General features: G+C 62.0%; 10 protein-coding genes and 1 tRNA gene. 7 read left to right on the top strand and 4 right to left on the bottom strand.

Going from position 1 to position 19,614, the window contains the following annotated elements; translation table 11 throughout:
* The first annotated feature begins 316 nt into the window (after nt 1-316).
* Complete coding sequence (gene cysQ, locus Q0753_RS06790) at nt 317-1,135, top strand: 3'(2'),5'-bisphosphate nucleotidase CysQ (RefSeq protein WP_298718801.1); 819 nt, start codon at nt 317-319, stop codon at nt 1,133-1,135.
* Nucleotides 1,136-1,231: 96 nt separating this feature from the next.
* Here the strand turns inward: cysQ and Q0753_RS06785 are convergent, their stop codons facing one another.
* Nucleotides 1,232-2,092, bottom strand: coding sequence for a universal stress protein (locus Q0753_RS06785; protein WP_298718799.1), 861 nt, complete (start codon nt 2,090-2,092; stop codon nt 1,232-1,234).
* Between the two features lie 278 nt (nt 2,093-2,370).
* On the opposite strand from Q0753_RS06785, the gene Q0753_RS06780 reads away from it, so the two are divergent.
* From Q0753_RS06780 to Q0753_RS06755, 6 genes are all read left to right on the top strand, one after another.
* Nucleotides 2,371-2,799: a YbjN domain-containing protein gene (locus Q0753_RS06780; RefSeq protein ID WP_298718856.1), complete on the top strand. Its 429-nt coding sequence runs from the start codon at nt 2,371-2,373 to the stop codon at nt 2,797-2,799.
* Nucleotides 2,800-3,082: 283 nt separating this feature from the next.
* Nucleotides 3,083-3,170: transfer RNA gene (locus tag Q0753_RS06775), tRNA-Ser, on the top strand.
* Nucleotides 3,171-3,359: 189 nt separating this feature from the next.
* The gene (locus Q0753_RS06770; RefSeq protein WP_298718797.1) at nt 3,360-3,998 is read left to right on the top strand and encodes a 2OG-Fe(II) oxygenase; all 639 of its coding nucleotides are present in this window, start codon (nt 3,360-3,362) and stop codon (nt 3,996-3,998) included.
* A gap of 190 nt (nt 3,999-4,188) precedes the next feature.
* Entirely contained in the window at nt 4,189-5,853 is a 1,665-nt protein-coding gene (gene asnB, locus Q0753_RS06765; protein ID WP_298718795.1) for an asparagine synthase B, read from the top strand.
* A 165-nt stretch (nt 5,854-6,018) separates the two neighbouring features.
* Nucleotides 6,019-8,565 (top strand): EAL domain-containing protein, encoded by a 2,547-nt coding sequence (locus tag Q0753_RS06760; RefSeq protein ID WP_298718794.1) that lies wholly within the window; start codon nt 6,019-6,021, stop codon nt 8,563-8,565.
* A 54-nt stretch (nt 8,566-8,619) separates the two neighbouring features.
* Nucleotides 8,620-9,948, top strand: coding sequence for an AarF/ABC1/UbiB kinase family protein (locus Q0753_RS06755; protein WP_298718792.1), 1,329 nt, complete (start codon nt 8,620-8,622; stop codon nt 9,946-9,948).
* Nucleotides 9,949-10,344: 396 nt separating this feature from the next.
* Here the strand turns inward: Q0753_RS06755 and recD are convergent, their stop codons facing one another.
* The 3 genes from recD to recC are packed head-to-tail and all read right to left on the bottom strand — an operon-like array spanning nt 10,345 to nt 19,426.
* Entirely contained in the window at nt 10,345-12,363 is a 2,019-nt protein-coding gene (gene recD, locus Q0753_RS06750; RefSeq protein WP_298718790.1) for an exodeoxyribonuclease V subunit alpha, read from the bottom strand.
* Nucleotides 12,360-15,995 carry an exodeoxyribonuclease V subunit beta gene (recB, locus tag Q0753_RS06745; protein ID WP_298718787.1) on the bottom strand — a complete coding sequence of 1,212 codons (3,636 nt, stop codon included), beginning with the start codon at nt 15,993-15,995 and terminating at the stop codon, nt 12,360-12,362. Before recB ends, recD begins: the two co-directional genes overlap by 4 nt.
* Complete coding sequence (gene recC, locus Q0753_RS06740) at nt 15,992-19,426, bottom strand: exodeoxyribonuclease V subunit gamma (protein ID WP_298718785.1); 3,435 nt, start codon at nt 19,424-19,426, stop codon at nt 15,992-15,994. The genes recB and recC overlap by 4 nt, the downstream gene beginning before the upstream one ends.
* Nucleotides 19,427-19,614 lie beyond the last annotated feature (188 nt).

The raw sequence follows: 19,614 nt of genomic DNA, 5'->3' as shown, positions 1-19,614 counted from the left end.
AAGCAGACTCACAGTTAACGAAACGAAGGAAAGGCGCTATTGCCGAAGGTCGCCAAGGATACCGACAGTCGGACTAAAGTTCAAAGAATGCGCAATATTTATGCCTGTGAGGGTGCCATATGGCTAGTTTTTCTGCGGTATCCGGCGATACCGCAGCATTGAGGAGAATAAAGGAAGCGAGTTCTTTGGTCGGGATCGAGATGCTCATCGACTGGGTTGACCGCTTGATGAGCCGGGTCTGACTGCATAAATAGGAATAAGCCGCGTTTTTTTATATCATATCGGCTCATTTCAAGGTCACCCTATGGAGAGCACGGTGCACTCAGATTACCTTACTACCGCCCTGATTAACGAGGTGGAAACCATCGCCCGGGATGCCGGTGCCGCCATCATGGACATTTATGGCCGGGACTTTTCCATCGAGCAAAAAGCCGATCAGTCGCCGCTGACCGAGGCCGACGCCGCCGCCCATCGACTGATTGACGCGCGCCTGAAACAGCTGGAGCTTAGCCTGCCGGTGCTGTCGGAAGAAGACACCGAACAATTCGGCGGTGCCGACAGTCAGGGCCGTTACTGGCTGGTCGACCCGCTCGACGGCACCAAGGAATTCATCAAGCGCAACGGCGAGTTCACCGTCAATATCGCGCTGATCGAACAGGGCAAACCGGTACTGGGCGTGGTCTACGCCCCGGCACTGTCATTGTGCTATACCGCCGCCCGGGGTGTTGGCGCCAGCAAGACCGACGCCGACGGCAATACAAGCTCTATTACCGTCGCCACCCATGAGCCCGGCACCCCCTGGCGGGTGGTGGGCAGCCGCTCACACGCCGGAGAAGCCATGCCGCGGTTGCTCGAGCAACTGGGTGAACACGAGCTGGTGGCCATGGGCAGCTCGCTCAAGCTGTGCCTGGTGGCCGAAGGCGCCGCCGATGTATACCCCAGGCTGGGCCCCACCTCGCTGTGGGACACCGCTGCCGCCCATTGTGTGGCCGAACAGGCCGGCGGCCGGGTGATCCGGCTCGACGGCCAGCCGCTCGATTACGGCAACCCGCAACAGTTGCTCAACCCCTATTTTCTGGTACTGGGCAACAGCGACCAGGACTGGCCGGCGTTGCTTTACAGAAGTGAGGGGTGAAGAGTAAGGGGGGAGGAAAACAAAAGCCAAACAGGCAACCCGGCTTGTTCGGGTACTTGTTTTCCCCTCACTCCTATCGCCTCACCCCTCACGTATTTATCTTGCCACCAGCACATCACAGGGCAGCGTGCTCAAAAAGCTGGTGGCCACGCTGCCAATCAGCAGCCGGCTGATGCCCTGTCGTCCGTGTGTTCCCAGCACCAGCAATTGTGGATCGTGCAGCGCCACCGCATCGTTCAGACACGTCTGTACGCCGCCGGCCATGATATCGGACCGAATTCGACTCTGATCGTCTTCGGCCAGAAAATGCGTCATCTCGGTTTTGATTTCCTTGCGGATGCGCTTCTTCTGCTCCCTGATCATGTTATCCATGTCCTGCTGGTCGTGGTGCATGAAACCGGTAAAAGGCGGTTCGAATACATGTACCAGCCGAATGTCGGCCTGCGGGGCCAACCACAAGGCCGCCTGTAACGCATGGTGCGAGCTGCGAGAAAAATCGGTGGCCGCCAGCACCCGTGCATAAGCCTCGCTAGAGTCTTCTCTGACCATCAGCAAGGGAATATCGCAGTGGCGCAACAATCGCTCGGCGGTGGTGCCCACAAAAAGATCCCGTAGCGGCTCGACATGATGCCGCCCCACAATCAGCAGATCGGCCGTCAACTCCTCGGCCTTTTTACCCAGCGCCTGATAAGGCTTGCCCAGCACCACATGACAGCCTCCGTGCGCCTTGACCTCATCGGGGACCAGATCAAAGAAACCTTGCAGCGCCATTTCTGCCGCCTTTTTCAGACGGTGGCGCACCGAAATTTCCACCATCGGCTCATAAAGGGTGAGCGCATCATCCACCACATGTACCAGATGCAGGCTGGCCTTTAGCCGAACCGCCAGCTCGACCGCCCTTTTCACCACCAGCATGGACTCCTGTTCCAGATCGATAGCAGCAAGCAGTATTTTCATCTCGACTTTCCTTCTAGTAGCAACTGGTAGCGGTAACAGACAGATAGCAACCTGTGACAGTAGCTTGTAGCGGCAAACAGGGGAGCAAAGTGACTCCTCGATGAACATATAATGAGCATTCCCGCTTTTGGAAACAAAATCAAATCAAAGCAGGCTTTATTACCGGTCGCGCCCGCCGGCACCGGCTTTTGATTTTCCTCCTTCGGCCTTTGGTTTACACTAGCGCCCCTTCAAGCCCCACTTTTTCAGGAATCTCAGTGTTAACAGCAGAAATCGCCATGCGCTGGCTCACCGCCGGTTACATCGACCACTACATCTGTGAAAACTGTCACGGCATCCACCTTTCCGAGCTGCAGGGGCAGGACGGCGTACTGGAAAGCCGACTGTTCGTAGAACATGAAGACGCCATTCTTACCACCGAAATCGAGGTGCGCCCCACCGCCCTGCTGGCGCTGGTGGCCGATCTGGGCCGGCTGAACATGAACTATCCCAGTCTCAAGGTGTTTGTCGATATCGTTGACGACAACCTGCCCCGCCTGATCGTGGCCGACTACCTGCACACCCAGGCCGGCATGGATCAGCGCCAGTTTCTGTGGATAGTGCAGCAAACCATGATGGCGACCCAGCAGTTATTGCTGGAGATCGGCGAACTCGGTTTCCTGATGCAGGACGACGAACCGCAGAAAACCCCCTCTGCTGTGCATTAAGCCCGCAACTTGTTCAGGGTTAAGCCAGTCGCACCTTTTTTTACGGAAAAGCCTTGAACAAGCACCGGCAAGTCGTTAGATTACGCTCCGTTCCCAAGCGGGGCCGGTCAGGCAAGACCGTAACAAAATGCTGAAATTTGATGATGTGTCCGAGTGGCTGCCCAAGGCGAAGCCTGAAAAAGGTAAAAAGCCACGGAGCGTGCTCCGTCAGTCCGAGGACATGAGTCATCAGCAAACACGGAGTGAAAACAACACTCTTTAATAAAATTGAATGAAAAAATACGGTGAGGTGTCCGAGTGGCTGAAGGAGCACGCCTGGAAAGTGTGTATACGGCAACGTATCGAGGGTTCGAATCCCTCCCTCACCGCCACATTAAAACCCCGAGCAGCAATGCTCGGGGTTTTTTCATGTCTGAATAACCCTGTCCTCCCCTCTCTTTCGGGTAATGGCATGACAAGCCCGGCTTCAAACAGTACTCTCGTTTTTCACATGCAGTTTTTCTCTCTGGCTACCCGAGTCGTAAAGGGTGTACATAGGCGCTCCTGATGGAGGGTTCGACGTGAATGCAATTGTACGGCTTGAACATGATTTTACCGCGATAGTGGATGCCATTGCCGGCCCCGGTATCGGTATCTTTCCCGGCTTTATCAATGCCGATATGGTGGCCGCCCTGCGCCACGACCTGGCGACCCTTCCCCCCTGGGAGTTGACCCCTGCCGCTATCGGCCGGGCACGGCTGCAACAGACCAATGAGCAAATTCGTACCGACAAGACCCGCTGGCTGGAAGGTGACACCCCGATACAGCGCTGCTATCTGGCGCAAATGGCCGATCTGCAACTGCAGCTGAACCGCCAGCTGTTCATGGGGCTGAAAGACTACGAATGCCACTATGCGCTTTATCAGGCCGGGGACTTTTACAAGAAGCACCTGGATGCCTTTCGTGGTAAGGGCAACCGCCGCCTCACTACCGTGCTGTACCTCAACGACGACTGGCAGGCAGCCGATGGCGGCGAGTTACTGGTTTATACCGCGCACGGAAAAGCCGTCATGCATCGGGTCTTGCCACAGGCCGGCACCCTGGTGTGCTTTCTGTCGGAAGACTTCCCGCACGAGGTGTTGCCGGCCACCCGGAACAGGCTGAGCATTGCCGGCTGGTTTCGTATCGACGACCCGGTCGCTCCGGCCATTCACTTATAAAGCGCGCCATCAAATAAACATCAAAATATTACGTAAAATTTTGATTATTTAAAAAATAAAGCCATCTTAAATGACGATTTACATTCAAGATGGCTTTATTTATCACATTTCAATATTTTTGCTTTTCATCCGGGTGTCACTCTGCCAACCTGAGTTCAGTCTCATAGAGCAAGACATTAAGGACGATCCCATGTGTTCTATCTTCGGTATTCTCGAACTCAAATCCGACGCCGCCGCCCTGCGCAGCCGCGCGCTTGAGCTGTCCAAGCTGTTGCGCCACCGTGGCCCCGACTGGTCGGGCGTTTACAGCAGCGACAACGCCATTCTGGTCCATGAGCGACTGGCCATCGTCGGCCTCGACAGCGGTGCCCAGCCACTGTTGAACCCGGCCAAAACCCACGCTCTGGCGGTGAACGGCGAGATCTACAACCACAAGGAGCTGGAAGCCACCCTCACCGGTGACTTCGAATTTCAGACCCAGTCCGACTGCGAGATCATACTGGCGTTGTATCAGGAAAAGGGGCCCGAGTTTCTCGATGATCTCAACGGCATCTTCGCCTTCGTGCTCTACGACGAAGAGCAGGACGCCTACCTGATCGGTCGCGATCACATGGGCATTATTCCGCTCTACACCGGCCACGACGAACAGGGCAACTTCTATGTCGCCTCCGAGATGAAGGCGCTCACCCCGGTGTGCAAAACCATCACGGAGTTTCCCCCCGGCCACTTGCTGTACAGCAAGGAAGGTCAGTTGCGCCGCTATTATCAACGCGACTGGGAACAGTACCCGGCGGTCAAGGGCAACGGCTCCAGCGTGAGCGAGCTGCGCGAGGCACTGATGGCGGCGGTCAAGCGCCAGCTGATGTGCGACGTGCCCTATGGCGTGCTACTGTCCGGTGGTCTGGACTCGTCTGTTATCTCCGCCATCGCCAAAATTTATGCGGATCGCCGGGTAGAAGACGGCGACAACAGCGAGGCCTGGTGGCCCCGACTGCACTCCTTTGCCGTCGGCCTGGAAGGCGCACCGGATCTGATTGCCGCCCGCAAGGTGGCCGATCACCTGGGTACCGTGCATCACGAGCTGCACTACACGGTACAGGAAGGTCTGGACGCCCTGCGCGAGGTGATCTATCACCTGGAAACCTTCGATGTCACCACCATTCGCGCCTCGACCCCCATGTATCTGATGGCGCGGCGCATCAAGGCCATGGGCATCAAGATGGTGCTGTCCGGCGAAGGCTCCGACGAGCTGTTCGGCGGCTACCTGTATTTTCACAAGGCACCCAATGCCAAAGAGTTTCATGAAGAAACCGTGCGCAAACTGCAGGCACTGCACCAGTTCGACTGCCTGCGCGCCAACAAGTCGATGGCCGCCTGGGGGGTGGAAGCCCGGGTGCCCTTCCTCGACAAGGAATTCATGGACGTGGCCATGCGCCTGAACCCGGCCGACAAGATGTGCGGCAACGGCAAGATGGAAAAACACATACTGCGCGAAGCCTTCAGTGATCTGCTGCCCGATGAGGTGGTCTGGCGCCAGAAGGAACAGTTCTCCGACGGTGTGGGTTATTCCTGGATCGACAGCCTGAAAGAAATGGTGGAAGCCGAAGTCACCGATCAGATGATGGCGGCGGCGGCGTTCCGCTTTCCGCTCAACACCCCGACCAACAAGGAAGCCTATTACTACAGGGCCATCTTTGAAGGTCACTTCCCGCAGGAGTCCGCCGCCCACTGCGTGCCCTGCGGCCCGTCCGTGGCCTGCTCCACCCCCACGGCGCTGGAATGGGACGAACAATGGAAGAACATGGCCGATCCGTCCGGCCGGGCGATAAAAGGGGTGCATAGCCAGTCTTACTGAGCCACATCCAGGCCCGCAGCGGATGGCGCCTTTACGGTGCCATCCGCTTTTTTTTTGTTGGCGCGGATCCGGCCTCATTCATCCCCTGTCATTATGCATCCGGTATTTCTGTTACCGTTACCGAATATGCTAATGTAGCCGCAAACCTGTTCAGTCCGAGTTAGCGTGATACACCTCGATTCCAGTACCCCAGATCTGCCCGTCGAACGCCTGATGCACAGTGGCCTGCTCAGCTGCAGCCCCGATACGCCCGTACATGAAGCCGCTGAACGCATGGCCCACCGCCGATGCAGTTCCGTGCTGATCATGGACCACGGCGCGGCCGTGGGGATCTGGACCGAACACGACAGCCTGCGACTCGACTTCAACGACCCGGACTCGCTGCGCACGCCCATCGGGGACGTCATGAGCAGCCCGGTCAGCAGCCTGCATCTGAACACTCCCGTCTCGGAGGTCGCCCGGCGTTTTCACGAAGAGCAACGGCGGCATTTTCTGGTGGTGGACGATAACGACCAGCCAAGGGGCATAGTGTCCCAGACCGACATCGCGCTGAAACAGGGGCTGGAGCTATACCTCAGCCTGCGCGAGGTACACGAGGCGATGGACAGCCAGCCGCTGGTGCTGCCGGGCACCATGGCCCTCGGCCAGACCGCCCCCCTGATGCTGGCACAACGGCAGGATGCCGCCGTGGTCGACTGTGGCGGCGGGGAGTTCGGTATTATTACCGAGCGTGACATGGTGCGTTTTGCCGCTCGCCACCCGGGCGATACGCCACTGAGCAAACTGGCCAGCCGCCCGCTGTTGACCATAGCCCCCGAAGACTCGCTGCTGCGGGCCAGAGACATGCTGCTCGACCACCAGTTGCGCCACCTGGCGGTGCAGGACAAGCACAACCGGCAAATAACCGGTCTGCTCGGCTTTCGTCATATTCTGGAGGGCGCCGAGCAGGATTACCGGCTGGAGTTGAAGCAGGCCCTGAGCCAGCGTGATCAGGCTCTGAGCCGTTCCCGCCTCAACCTGCAACTGGCCGAACGGGTCATAGAGGCATCGCTGGAAGGCGTGGTGATCACCGATGCCCGCGGACACATCGAATTCGTCAATCCGGCCTTTACCCATACCACCGGTTACTCGCTGGAAGAAGTGCTGGGCAAGACGCCCGCCATCCTGTCTTCCGGCCGACACGATGCGAGCTTCTACGACAGCATGTGGAAAACACTGCAACAAAAAGGCTACTGGCGCGGCGAGATCTGGAACCGGCGCAAGAGTGGCCAGCTTTATCTCGAACTGCTGACCATCACCGCCATTCATGACTCGGACGGCAACACCAGTAATTACGCGGCCCTGTTCAGCGACATCACCCATATTCGGGAAAACGAGGATCAGATCCGCAAGCTGGCCTATTACGATGCCCTGACCAAGCTGCCCAACCGCCGCCTGCTCGAAGACCGGCTGGATCTGGCCATTCGTCACGCCCATCGTCACCAACAACGACTGGCGGTCGTGTTTATCGACCTCGATCACTTCAAGCGGGTCAACGACAGCCTGGGGCATGCGGCCGGCGACGAGCTGCTGCTCGATGTCTCGCGCCGCATGAACGCCCGGCTGCGGGAAGACGATACCCTGGCCCGCCTGGGCGGGGATGAGTTTATTGTCCTGCTGCCGGACTTGAGCGAACCGGATGAAGTGATTCGCATCGCCCGCCGTCTGCTCGACGCCATTGCCGAGCCGTTTCGGCTCAAGGATCAGACCTTTCGCATCGGCTGCAGCCTGGGCGTCAGCCTCTACCCGGACGATGCCGCCGATGCCGAGCAGCTGTTGCACCATGCCGACGCCGCCATGTACCGCGCCAAACAGGAAGGACGCAACACCTTTCGACTGTACAGCACCCACATGGACATACGCGAACACCGCTGGCTGGCGATGGAAACGGCGCTGCGTAATGCCATCGACAACGGCGAAGGACTGAGCCTGCATTATCAGCCCCTGGTCGACCGGGACAGCCAACGGCTTTGCAGCCTGGAAGCGCTGGCCCGCTGGTATCACCCGGAGTTTGGTCAGGTCTCTCCCGGTGACTTTATTCCCCTGGCCGAGCGCTCCGGGCTGATACTGCCCCTGAGCCGTTATCTGATGCAACAGGTTGCCGCCCGGTTGCGTACCTGGCTGGATGCGGGGTTAACGCCGGTGCCGGTGGCCGTCAATCTGTCGGCCCAGCAGTTCTGGCAACAGGATCTGATTGAACAGATTCGGGCCCTCTATGATGAATATCAGCTGCCAGCGGGGCTGATCAACTTCGAGCTGACCGAAAGCATGCTGCTCGACAAGCAGCAACAGGCGGTACGGGTATTACAGCAACTGCGCCAGCTGGGATGCCGGGTGGCGATGGACGACTTCGGCACCGGCTATTCCTCGCTGAGCTATTTGCACCAGCTGCCGATTACCACCCTCAAAGTCGACAGATCCTTTATTCAGCAACTGGGTGAAAACCAGGGCAGCGAGACCATACTGGCCGCCATTACCGGCATGGCCCAGGGGCTGAAACTGACGGTGGTGGCCGAGGGCGTGGAAACCGAGGAGCAGCTGAACACATTGCGCCGGTATCACGTCAATCTGATCCAGGGCTACCTGACCGGCCGGCCGATGCCGGCCGAGCAGATCACCGAACGCTATCTGGCCGTGGCGCGCGAATCCGCTACCAATAACGTCTTGTCGTGAATGAAGAAGGGTGTTGTCAGGGTCTGATAGCCAAACCACCACAAAGGAAGGCCGATGACCACCGACAACAAGAAAGGATCAGCGGTAAGGCGGCACCGTTTTTCGCGCATGGCCAGTCTGGCTTCGCTGGCCACCCGAGTGGCCGGGGGCATGCTGACCGAAGGCGCGCGCCAACTGGCTCAGGGTAACCGCCCCAAGGCGAAAGACTTGCTGTTGACGCCGGACAATGCCCGGCGCATTACCGGGCAGCTGGCGCAACTGCGCGGAGCGGCGATGAAGGTCGGTCAGTTACTGTCGATGGATGCCGGCGATTTACTGCCGCCGGAGCTCGCCGCCATTCTGGCCCGCCTGCGCGCCGATGCCAGCCCCATGCCGCCACGCCAGCTGGTCAAGGTGCTGGAGCAGGAGCTGGGACCGGACTGGCAGCAACATTTCGCGCAATTCGGCTTTAACTCTATGGCCGCAGCCTCCATTGGCCAGGTACATAGAGCCCACGCCGACGATGGCCGCCCGCTGGCGGTAAAAATACAGTATCCGGGCATCGGTGCCAGCATCGACAGCGATGTAGACAACGTGGTGACCCTGCTCAATATCAGCGGGCTGATCCCGGCCTCGGTGGATTATCGCGAACTGCTGTTCGAAGCCAAGCGCCAGCTGCACGCCGAAGCCGACTATGAACTGGAAGCCCGCCAGCTCGGCACCTTTGCCAACCTGCTGGCCGACGATAACGACTTTGCCTTGCCGCAGGTCGATGCCCGGCTCAGCACTCCGCGCCTGCTGACCATGAGCTACATGGAAGGTTGCCCCATCGAACAACTGGAAGATCATCCCCAGGAAGTGCGCGACCGCGCCGTCGGCCTGCTGTTCGCACTGCTGTTTCGGGAGCTGTTTGAATTTCGTCTGGTGCAGACCGATCCCAACTTTGCCAATTATCTGTATCAGCCGCAGAGCGGCCGCCTGGTGCTGCTCGACTTCGGCGCCACCCGCGCCTACCCCGCCACGATCAGCGACGGCTACCGCCGGCTGTTTACCGCCGCCCTGCAGCAGGACACCGCCGGTATCGAGCAGGCGCTGAGCCAAATCGGCTTTTTCAGCCGGGATATTATTCCTGCCCAGCGCCAGGCGGTGGTAAACATGGTGCAACTGGCCTGCGAGCCGGTGCGCAACGATGCACACTACGACTTTGGCAACAGCGATCTGGCGGGTCGCCTGCGCGACGCCGGTACCCGGCTCAGCATGGAGCAGGACTACTGGCACACGCCACCGGCAGACGCGCTGTTTCTGCATCGCAAGATTGGCGGCCTCTATTTGCTCGCGTCCCGGCTCAAGGCCAACATCAACCTGCACCGGCTATTGCAGCCCCACCTGGGATCTCAAGTCTGACAGACGGCTAATACCAATCTGGAAAACTAACTGATCTGTTTAGCTGTCCCGAAAAGGTCGAACGAAGGGGCTACTCCACCGACACGCTGAACCGCATCCCTGCGACGCTCAGCACATGACGTCCTGTCATGTGATGGTCGCTGGAGTAGAACCCTTCATCCACCCCTGTGCTGCGGCGCCGCCTGTGGGGGCGCCCTGCAGACAACGCGGTAGTTACGGAGAGGTAACAGAGATCGGCTCCCACGACCGTGAAATGCCAGGGACGGTATTTCCGAGCCCCCATGGATGGGTTTATGGCGTGTCGCGGGAGGTGATTCTGTTTCCTCTCGTGCCCAGCTTTGAAACAGATCACATTTTTACTTAGATTGGTATAATTATCCAGGCGCCAAATGACGATTAGTGCTCCTCCTGCAATCCGGCCAGCAGGCCGCTGCGCCGCTCTACCCGGCGACCGATGGCCTGCTCGAATACACCGGCGCGCGGCTCCAGCAGGGTAAACCAGCGCCGGGCCCGGGTAATGGCGGTATACAGCAGCTCCTTGGTCAGCACCGGGTTCAGCGCGTCCGGCAGGATCAGCGCGGTGTGTGCAAATTCCGAGCCTTGGGACTTGTGCACTGTCATGGCGAACACCGTCTCCACCTCCGACAAGCGGCTGGGCAGCACCAAGCGCAGCCCACCACCGCCATCGTTGCGGGCAAACACCACCCGCAGTACCCGGCGGCCATCTTCTTCCGGCAGGCGCAGGGCAATGCCGATATCGCCGTTCATCAGCCCCAGACCATAATCGTTGCGGGTCACCAGCACGGGCCGACCTTCATACCAGCCTTCTTCCGCTTCCAGCAAGCCCCGTCGATGCAGCAAAGCGGCAATGCGCTGGTTGAGTCCTGCCACGCCCCAGGGGCCCTTGCGCACGGTGCAAAGCAGGCGAAATTCGTCAAAGGCGGCCAGCACCTGCCCCGCCCAATTCGTCCAGGCCGGGTCGTCATGGGCGGTGTCGGCCGCCGGCCGGCCGGTGTTAAGCCGCTCGAGATAATGACCGTATCCCACCGCCTGCCCGCGACCGCCGTGCAACAGCCGGTTCAGCGCCGCATCCTGCTCGCCCTTGAGGCGCAAGGTCGCCACATCGTCCCGGCCAAACTGCTGGCGCGACAGACCGGCTTGCTGCCGGTTGACCGCCTCCGCCAGGCGGCCGATGCCGGAGCCACCGGCAAAACGACGGGAATAACGCAGCATCAGAATACGCTGCGCCAACGGATAACGGCCCGCCTCGCCTGCCTGCAGGGCCGGATGTTCGAGCCGTTCGCCACTGACCCGCTCCAGCCAGGCCACCCGCTCTGGCTGATAATGGCCCTGATCCGCATCCCGGCACAGATCCCCCAGCAAGGCCCCCGCCTCTACCGAGGCCAGCTGATCCTTGTCGCCCAGCAACAGCAACCGGGCATGGGGTGGCAGCGCCGACAACAGGCAGGCCATCATTTCGAGATCGATCATCGAGGCCTCGTCCACCACCAGCACGTCCAGTGCCAGCGGGTTGCCGGCATGGTGGCGAAAGTGCCGGCTGTTGGGCAGGCTGCCCAGCAGCCGGTGCAGAGTGCTTACCTCGGTGGGAATTCGCTCACGCACCGCATTGTCGACCGGCAGCGAGGCTACCTGAGCGCCGATGGACTCGGTAAGCCGCGCCGCCGCCTTGCCGGTGGGCGCGGCCAGCCGAATGCGCAGCGGCTTGTCGGCGGTGCCCTGCAGCAGAGCCAGCAGCCGCACTACGGTGGTGGTTTTACCGGTGCCGGGACCGCCGGTGATCAGGGTAAAGCCGCTGCCGGCCGCCAGCGCACAGGCCAGCTTCTGCCAGTCGGTCTGGCGTTCGCCGTCCAGCACCAACGGCTCGGGAAACAGCCGGTTCAGCCAGTCGGGCAGACTGTCGGGCACAACTCTGTCGTCCCTGATGCGCACCGCCAAGGCCCGCGCCACGCTTTGCTCATAGTTCCAGTAGCGCCGCAGATACAGTCGCTCGGCGTGCAGCACCAGCGGGCGATCGGACTCGCCGTGCGCGCCCGCCACCAGCGGACTTAGTGCCAGCGCCTGTACCCAGTCGGCCAGCGCCAGTCCGGCCAGCATGCGCGACGGCAGCAGCATGTCGGACAGGCTTTCTTCCCCTTCCGGCGGCAGCGACAGGGCAAAGTCCGGCTCGGCGAGCGTGGCCGCCAGATCCAGACACACATGACCATGGCCCAGCTGGTGGCTCGCCAGCGCCGCCGCCAGCAGCACCGATGCGTCGGCGCTGGCGTCCAGATCCACAAAAAAGCCGGCCAGCGCCCGGTCGAGCGGACGTAACCAGCCCAGAGCGACCCATTGATCCAGCAATTCAAGCAGGCGGCTCTGACTGGTAAGCGGTGCCGTGATGATCGTGGCCGTCATGGGTAGAACTCCTCGTGTTGTTCGGGGCTGGGCGGTTCGTTTCGAAACTGTTCGTTTCTAAACATGGCATCCAGGCTTTCAATCAATGCTCTGGGCGGCTTGTCGAACCAGGCCGCACCGGGACGGCGCACAAACAGATAAAGCGCGCCGCCCAGGTGGGTGTCGTAGTCGTAGTCGGGCAGGCGCAGCATCAGCTGGCGATGCAGCGCCAGCAGGTAGAGCACATATTGCAGATCGTACCGGTGCTTGAGCACCTGGCCCTGCATCGCCGCCAGGGTGTAGTCGGCGTCTTCCTGACCCAGCCAGTTCGACTTGTAATCCACCACGTAATAACGCCCCTCATGCTCGAACACCAAATCGATAAAGCCCTTGAGCATGCCGTTCAGGGTATCGGGCGCCAGCGCATTTCTGGGCTGACCCGGTAGTACCTGGTGCTGCACCTGCGCATCCAGCTGCTCCACATCCACCCGGCAGGCCTCCAGCCAGAACTCCATCTCGGTCTGATATTGGCCAAGCTCGCCCAGTGCAGGCCCCTGCTCAAACAAGGGCGTGGCCAGCAGCCCCTGCAGCCAGTCGGTGAGCGGCTCTGTCCATTCGGTCATGCCCCGCAGCTGGCAACGTCGGGCCAGCTGGTTTTTCAGCTCGCCGGGGTCGCCGGCCACCTCCTGGTCCAGCGCCAGCTCCAGCAGGCCGTGCAAAAAAGTGCCCGCCGCCGGCCCGCGTTCAAAGCGGTGCAGACTCGGCGTATCGCCCGGGCGCAACGGCACAAAGGGCAGCTCCAGCTCGTCGTCACCGGCCTTGCCCGCCTCGGGTCGTTCGGGCGAGGCGTCGTCAAAACGCCGGCCCGCCGTTTCCTGGGTGCGCAGCGCACTGTAGGAGGCAATCCACCAATGCTCGGCAGCCGTTCGGGTGGGCGTGGCCCACACCGGCTCGGTCAGGGTCTCATCGGTCGGACTCCACTGCTGTTCATCCGGCTCGGGGGCCGAACACAGGGCGGTGTCCGGCGCCACCAATGGCGTGAGCCAGTCGGCCAGACTGCCGGCCAGCTCGGCGCCGCCACCCAGCACATAGCCCATGGCCGCGTCGTGCAGCCGCGAGGCTTTGGCATTGCCGACCTTGATGTCGGACAGCCCCAGCCAGCAGGCATGGCGCGCCCGGGTCAATGCCACATACAGCAGACGCAAGTCTTCCCCCAGCCGCTCGCGCTCGGCCCGTTCCAGCTCGTCTTCAGACGGATTCAGCACCAGCCGGCGCCCCTGCGCATCCTGCACCCGCACCGCCCCCTTGCCGACGCCGCGAAACGAGCAAATGAACGGCAGAAACACCAGCGGATACTCCAGCCCCTTCGACTTGTGAATGGTGACCACCCGCACCAGGGCGGCGTCACTTTCCAGGCGCAGCACCTGCTCGTCGGCGGCCTCGGCCTGCCCCTCCAGGCACTCGGCCAGATGGCGGATCAACGCCTGCTCGCCATCCAGCCCGGCGGCGGCCTGCTGCATCAACTCGGCCAGATGCAGAATATTGGTCAGGCAGCGCTCGCCGTCGGCGCGGTCGGCCAGCCGCGCCGGCAGCCTGAAGTCGTGCAGCAGTCGGTGCACCATGGGCAAGATTCCCTGGCGTTGCCAGCAGCGCCGGTATTCCCGAAACTGCATCACCCGCCGCTCCCAGTGACGTTCATCCTGATTGAGCCGCTCCAGCTCGGCCAGGGTCTGGCCCAGGGTGGCGGTGGCCAGCGCCGCCCTGAGTTTTGCGTCCTGCTCCGGCTCGGCGCAGGCGCGCAGCCACAGCAACACATCATTCGCCTCGGCGCTGGCAAAAATGGAGTCCTTGTCGGACAGATAGACGCTGCGTACCCCTTTTGCCGCCAGCGCGTGGCGAATGGCCTGCGCCTCCTTGAAGCTGCGCACCAGTACCGCTATATCACTGGGCCGCACCGGGGTCAGCTCGCCGTCTTTGGCAAAGCCGGCCTTGCCCTGCCTGCCCTGATTGAGCAGGTGAGTGATATGGCCGGCACAGCTCGATGCCATTTGCTGCACATAAGGTGTGGCGGCAAGCGGCAGGCCTTTTTCGTTGTCCAGCTGCCACAGGGTCAAGGCCGGCTGTGTCTCGCCGTCGCATTGCCATTGCTCCTCCCGCCCCCTGGCGGCCACCGACACAAAAGGCAGCGGGTTGTGCTGGTCGTGACGAAACAGAAAGGCGCCCTCGGGGTACTGCTCGGCCCGCTCGAACACCCGGTTGACCGCCGCCACCATGGCGGTGGAAGAACGAAAATTGGTGTCCAGGGTGTAGTGCCGGCCGTCGGTGGCCTCCCTCGCCGCCAGATAGGTGTGAATATCGGCACCGCGAAAGGCGTAAATCGCCTGCTTGGGATCACCAATCATGAACAGGCCGCTGTCGGGGTGATTGTCCGCCACCCGGTAGATGGCGTCGAAGATGCCATATTGCAGCGGATCGGTATCCTGAAATTCATCGATCATCGCCACCGGAAACTGACGCCGAATCACCTCGGCCAGATGGGCACCGTTTTCTCCCTGCAGCGCCTCGTCCAGCCGGGTAAGCATGTCGTCAAAGCCCATTTCGGCCCGGCGGCGTTTTTCCGCCTCAAACCGGCACCGTACCCAGGCGGCAGCATGGCGCAGCGCCGGCTCGGCCGGATCGGGCAAGGCCGCCAGCTGTTGTTCCAGCTCCGCCATGGCCTCCAGCGCCACATGCACCGGTGGCTCGCCTTTTTTCCAGGCCTCGGCCATGCCCGCGGGCGTGAGCCGAACAAAGCCGGTGCCCAGCTCCAGCTCGGCGTCCAGCGACCCCGCCCAGGCCCTGAGCTTCGCCAGCCACGCTTGGTAGAAACGCGCCTGCAACTTGCGCCCGTCCACTACCTTGTCGGCCACCGCCTTGTCGAGCAGCAGCTCCAGCTCGTCGGCCCAGCGCGACCAGGGCGCCTTGAGCTTCGCCAACGCCTGCTCCCGCTCGCTCAGCGCCTGCTGGAGCAAGTCGGCAAGCTCTCCGCCGGCCTCGCCCTGCTCGCCCAATAACGGGCGCAGCTTCTTGAGCAGCACGCCCGGGGTTTGCCACTGATCAATCACCCAGTCGAGCGGCGCCTCGCTCAGCGGATAACACTGGCGACGCCAGTAATCGCGCGCCACCTCGGCCAGCAGCTCGCCGTGATCGGTTTCCAGGGTCTGGGTAAACAGGCTGCCGCTGTCGAAGGCGTGCTCGCGCAACATGCGCTGGCACCAGCCATGAATGGTGGATACCGCCGCTTCGTCCATCCACTGGGCGGCAATATCGAGCCGGTGGGCACAGGCCGGCCATTGCTCGGAGGCAAAATCGGCCTTGAGCGCGTCAAGCAGTGAATCGCCCTGTGCCTCACCGCGAAACACCGCCGCCGCCTGCACCAGCCGAACACGAATGCGGTCGCGCAGCTCACGGGTGGCCGCATCGGTAAAGGTCACCACCAGGATCTCGGGCGGCAGCAGCTCACGCACAAAGCCCAGCTCGTCGCCGTGGCCGATCACCAGCCGCAGATAAAGGGCCGAAATGGTAAAGGTTTTACCGGTACCGGCACTGGCTTCAATCAGGCGGCTGCCGTGCAGCGGAAAGGCCAGCGCCAGCGGGCGCGCCGATGGGCTCATGGGTGATCCTCCTGTGCGAGCCGTTGCGGGCCCAGATCTTTCAGTGGGGCATAGAGTTGTTTGCACCAGTCAAAAAAGCTGTCGTCGGCCAGCAGGGCGTCAAACTCCGGAAACTGACGCGCCAGGGCGCCGCTTTCGCTGCGTTCACCGGCGTAATTGAAGTCATCGCCATCGTAGCTGCGTCGGCTGGCGGCCAGGGCTTTTTGCTCGTCTTCCTGCTCCAGCCAGGCCATGGCGGTTTTAAGGGCCACCGGCAACGGGGCCGTCATGCCGGCCTGCAGCGCGTCCAGCCAGCCGGCCAGTATCGCCGTCGCCTCAACGGCGGGCAGCGGCTTGCCGTGCAGGGTGGCGTCTTCGCCCACCAGATACAGCGTCAGCTCAATGCCCGAGGCACAGGCGACGACCTGACTGACAAAGGCCCGCAACACCCGGTGCCATTTGGGCGCTTTTTTGTTCATCAGCTCGCCGGGCTGCAGCTCGATCAGCGCCAGTCGTTGCCGGCTTCGGCGAATGCCCCCCAGCCAGCCTTCCAGCTCCAGCCCCTGATGGGCGGCCTGCAACGGCAAGGGCGACTCCAGCCGCTCGGGCAAGATCTGGCACAGGGTCTGATAGCGGGCCAGTTGATCCGGCAACTGGGCCTGTATCTGCATGCGCAGGCGTTCGCCAAAACCGACCAGCGGCAACACGCCCTGGCCCTGGGCGCGCCGCGCCGACTGAGCCAGCGCCGCATCCGGCTGTTCGGCATCGGCCGCTTCGGCCAGCAGACGCTGCTTGAGCACATAGCGCTCCAGCCCGTTCAGGGCGAAGGGCTCTTCGTCCAGTTCGGCCGTGGTCTCATCGTCCAGCATCACCTTGAGCCGGCGATTGAAAAAGGTGGCCACGGGCTGGCGCAAAAACTGCTGCAACTGCTCCAGGGTGACCGGCTCTTCCGGCTGCCACGGCGGCAGCGGGGTTTCCGCTGCCTGCATGCCGCCGCCGTAACGACCGGCCCACTCCCGGGCATAGCTGAACAACACGTTCACTTCGGGCCCCTTGATTGGCGTAAAGTAACGCCGACTGAACGGCTGCAACGGATGCTCGGTGGTGATCCCCTCCAGCAGCTCGCCGCCATCGGCCCGTTGCCAGCCACTCAGGTGATCTCGCAACTGGCCCACCAGCACCGAGGGCGGGCGCTCGCTGTTGTCGCGAATGCTGCGCCCCACCCAGCTGATGTAAAACTGATCCCGGGCCGACAGCAGCGCCTCCAGCATCAGATAACGGTCGTCTTCCCGTCGGGAACGATCGCCGGGCCGGTAATCGCCGGCCATCAAATCGAAGTCGAGCGGGGTGACGCTGCGCGGATAATCGCCGTCGCTCATGCCGAGCAGACACACCTGTCGAAACGGAATGGCCCGCATCGGCATCAGGGTACAGAAGTTCACCGCACCGGCCAGAAAGCGCTGACTGAGCCGCCCCTGATCCACCGCCCCCAGCCAGGCTTCGCGCACCACGGTGAGCGGCAGCGGCTCGTCGAGGTTCACCCCGACGCACAGCGCCTGCCACTGCTCCAGTGCCTCGGTCAGTCCGGACAGCAGGGTTTGCTCCTGCTCGCTGTCGGGCAGAAAAAACCGCGCCAGCAAGGCCTGCAGCCGTACCGTCCACTCGGTGGCACCGACCCGTTCGGCCAGGGTGGTATGCAGTTGATCGATGGCGTCCAGCAGGCTCACCAGCGGGCCAATCATGGCCGCGTCCAGGCCGCCGATTTCATCATAGGGCTCAATGCCCTGGCAGGCTTCTCCGGCACCCACCGCATAACCGAGCAGCATGCGCCGCAGGCCAAAACGCCAGGTGTTTTGCTCCAGTTGCGCGGGCAGGCCCAGCCCGGCCCGACGCCGCGCGTCCAGCCCCCAGCGAATGCCGGCGCCTTCAATCCAGCGGCGCAGCACCGGCAGATCGGCCTCGCGAATGCCAAAGCGCTCCCGCAGGGCAGCCACATCCAGCAGATCCAGCACCTCGCTTACCGGCAGCCGGCTGTCGGGCAGATGCAGCAAATGTTCGAGGGCGATCAGCAGCGGCTCACTGCCCCGGCTGCCCTGATCCGCCAGGGTAAAGGGAATAAAACGGTCATCGTCGCGCGCATACTGGCCGAACACCGCCTGAATATGCGGCGCATACACGCTGATGTCGGGCACCATGACAATGATGTCGCGCGGGCGCAGGGTGTCGTCCTGCGAAAAGCGCGCCAGCAGCTGGTCGTGTAGTATCTCCACTTCCCGCTGGGCGCTGTGCGCCACATGAAAGCGCACGCTCAACTGCCGGTCGGTCAGCGCCGGCCAGTGCGCCCGGCTTTCTGCCGGCGGCCGCAGATTGAGAATGTCGTCCTGCAACTGGCCCAGCAGATGCTCGGTGTTGCCGGCGCCGAACAGATCGATGCGGCTGCCGATGGCATCGAACCGGGCTTTGTAGTGTTCGGGATCGTCGACGCTGTCGAGCAGGTTGATGTAGTCCCGCCCCTGCTTGCCCCAGGCGGCCAGCAGGGGATGGGCGTGCTGGTGCAGCTCCACCTCGTTCAGCCCCGGAGACTGACCAGCCTTGCGGGCATGACGGCGGTATTGATGCCTGAGCAAGTCCTGATCCGGCACTATGTCGCCCCAGTGGTACTGGCAGGGGTTGTGTACGCACAGCAGCACCTGGCTGAAACGGGCCATAGCCGACAGCGCCTCCAGGGTCTGGGCCGGCAGCGAGGAAATACCGAACACCACTACCCGGCGCGGCAGCCCGGCCGGGCGATGTTCGCATTGGCGCAGGTGCTCGACAAAACGTGGGTGCACCCCGGCCCGGCTGCCGGCCAGTTCCTGCTCGCCCACGTCGGCGAGCAGGGCTCGCCACAGGGCCGGTTGCCAGCGCACGGCGTCATCCAGCGGCACCGGCCCCCGGCGCAAACTGATGAGCTCATCCCGCCCTTCGGCCCAGCCTGCCAGCCAGTCGGCCCGATACACCTGATATTGGTCGAACAAGTCCGCCAGTCGCTCGGCCAGTTGATAGCGTTTGCGATAATCGGCATCGTCCTGCAGAAAACGACCGAGCGGCGCGAATACCGCATCGGCCAGCAGGCTCGGCAGCAATCGCATCAGCCGCCAGGTCAGCGGCGCCTTGTCGAGTGGCGATAGCCGGGGAATGGTGTGGCTGCCCAGCACCGAACGATAGCTTTGCCACAAAAAACGGGCCGGCAGGTCCACCTGCATGGCCGCCGCAATGCCGCCACTGCGGTGCTCGGCCAGCGCCAGCTTCAGCCACTGGGCGATACCGTTGCTCTGCACCAGTATTACCTCGTTTTCCAACGGGGCCAGCGGGTTGCCCCGCATCCAGGCCACCGCCAGCTCCCGCAGCTCCTCCAGGTGGTTACCGTGCACCACCATCAGCCCCGGCGTGAGCGCCTCGTTGTTCTGCATTTGAATTCCTTGTTATTATCCCGCACCGGCTCATGATAATGCCAAAGTCCCCGATTGGGATCCCGCCTTTCGACTGAAATATCTCCGGATAGTTTGAGGCACCCCTGGTGTGAGATTTTCGAGTCGTCCACAGCCAGGCCCGGGATTTATCCCGAGGCCAAAACCGAATAAAGGTGACGATACTGGAG

Source organism: uncultured Oceanisphaera sp. (assembly GCF_947495715.1).
Taxonomy (GTDB): Bacteria; Pseudomonadota; Gammaproteobacteria; order Enterobacterales; family Aeromonadaceae; genus Oceanimonas; species Oceanimonas sediminis.
Note: the sequence above shows the minus strand (reverse complement) of the source record. Positions and strands in the feature narration are given on the sequence as shown.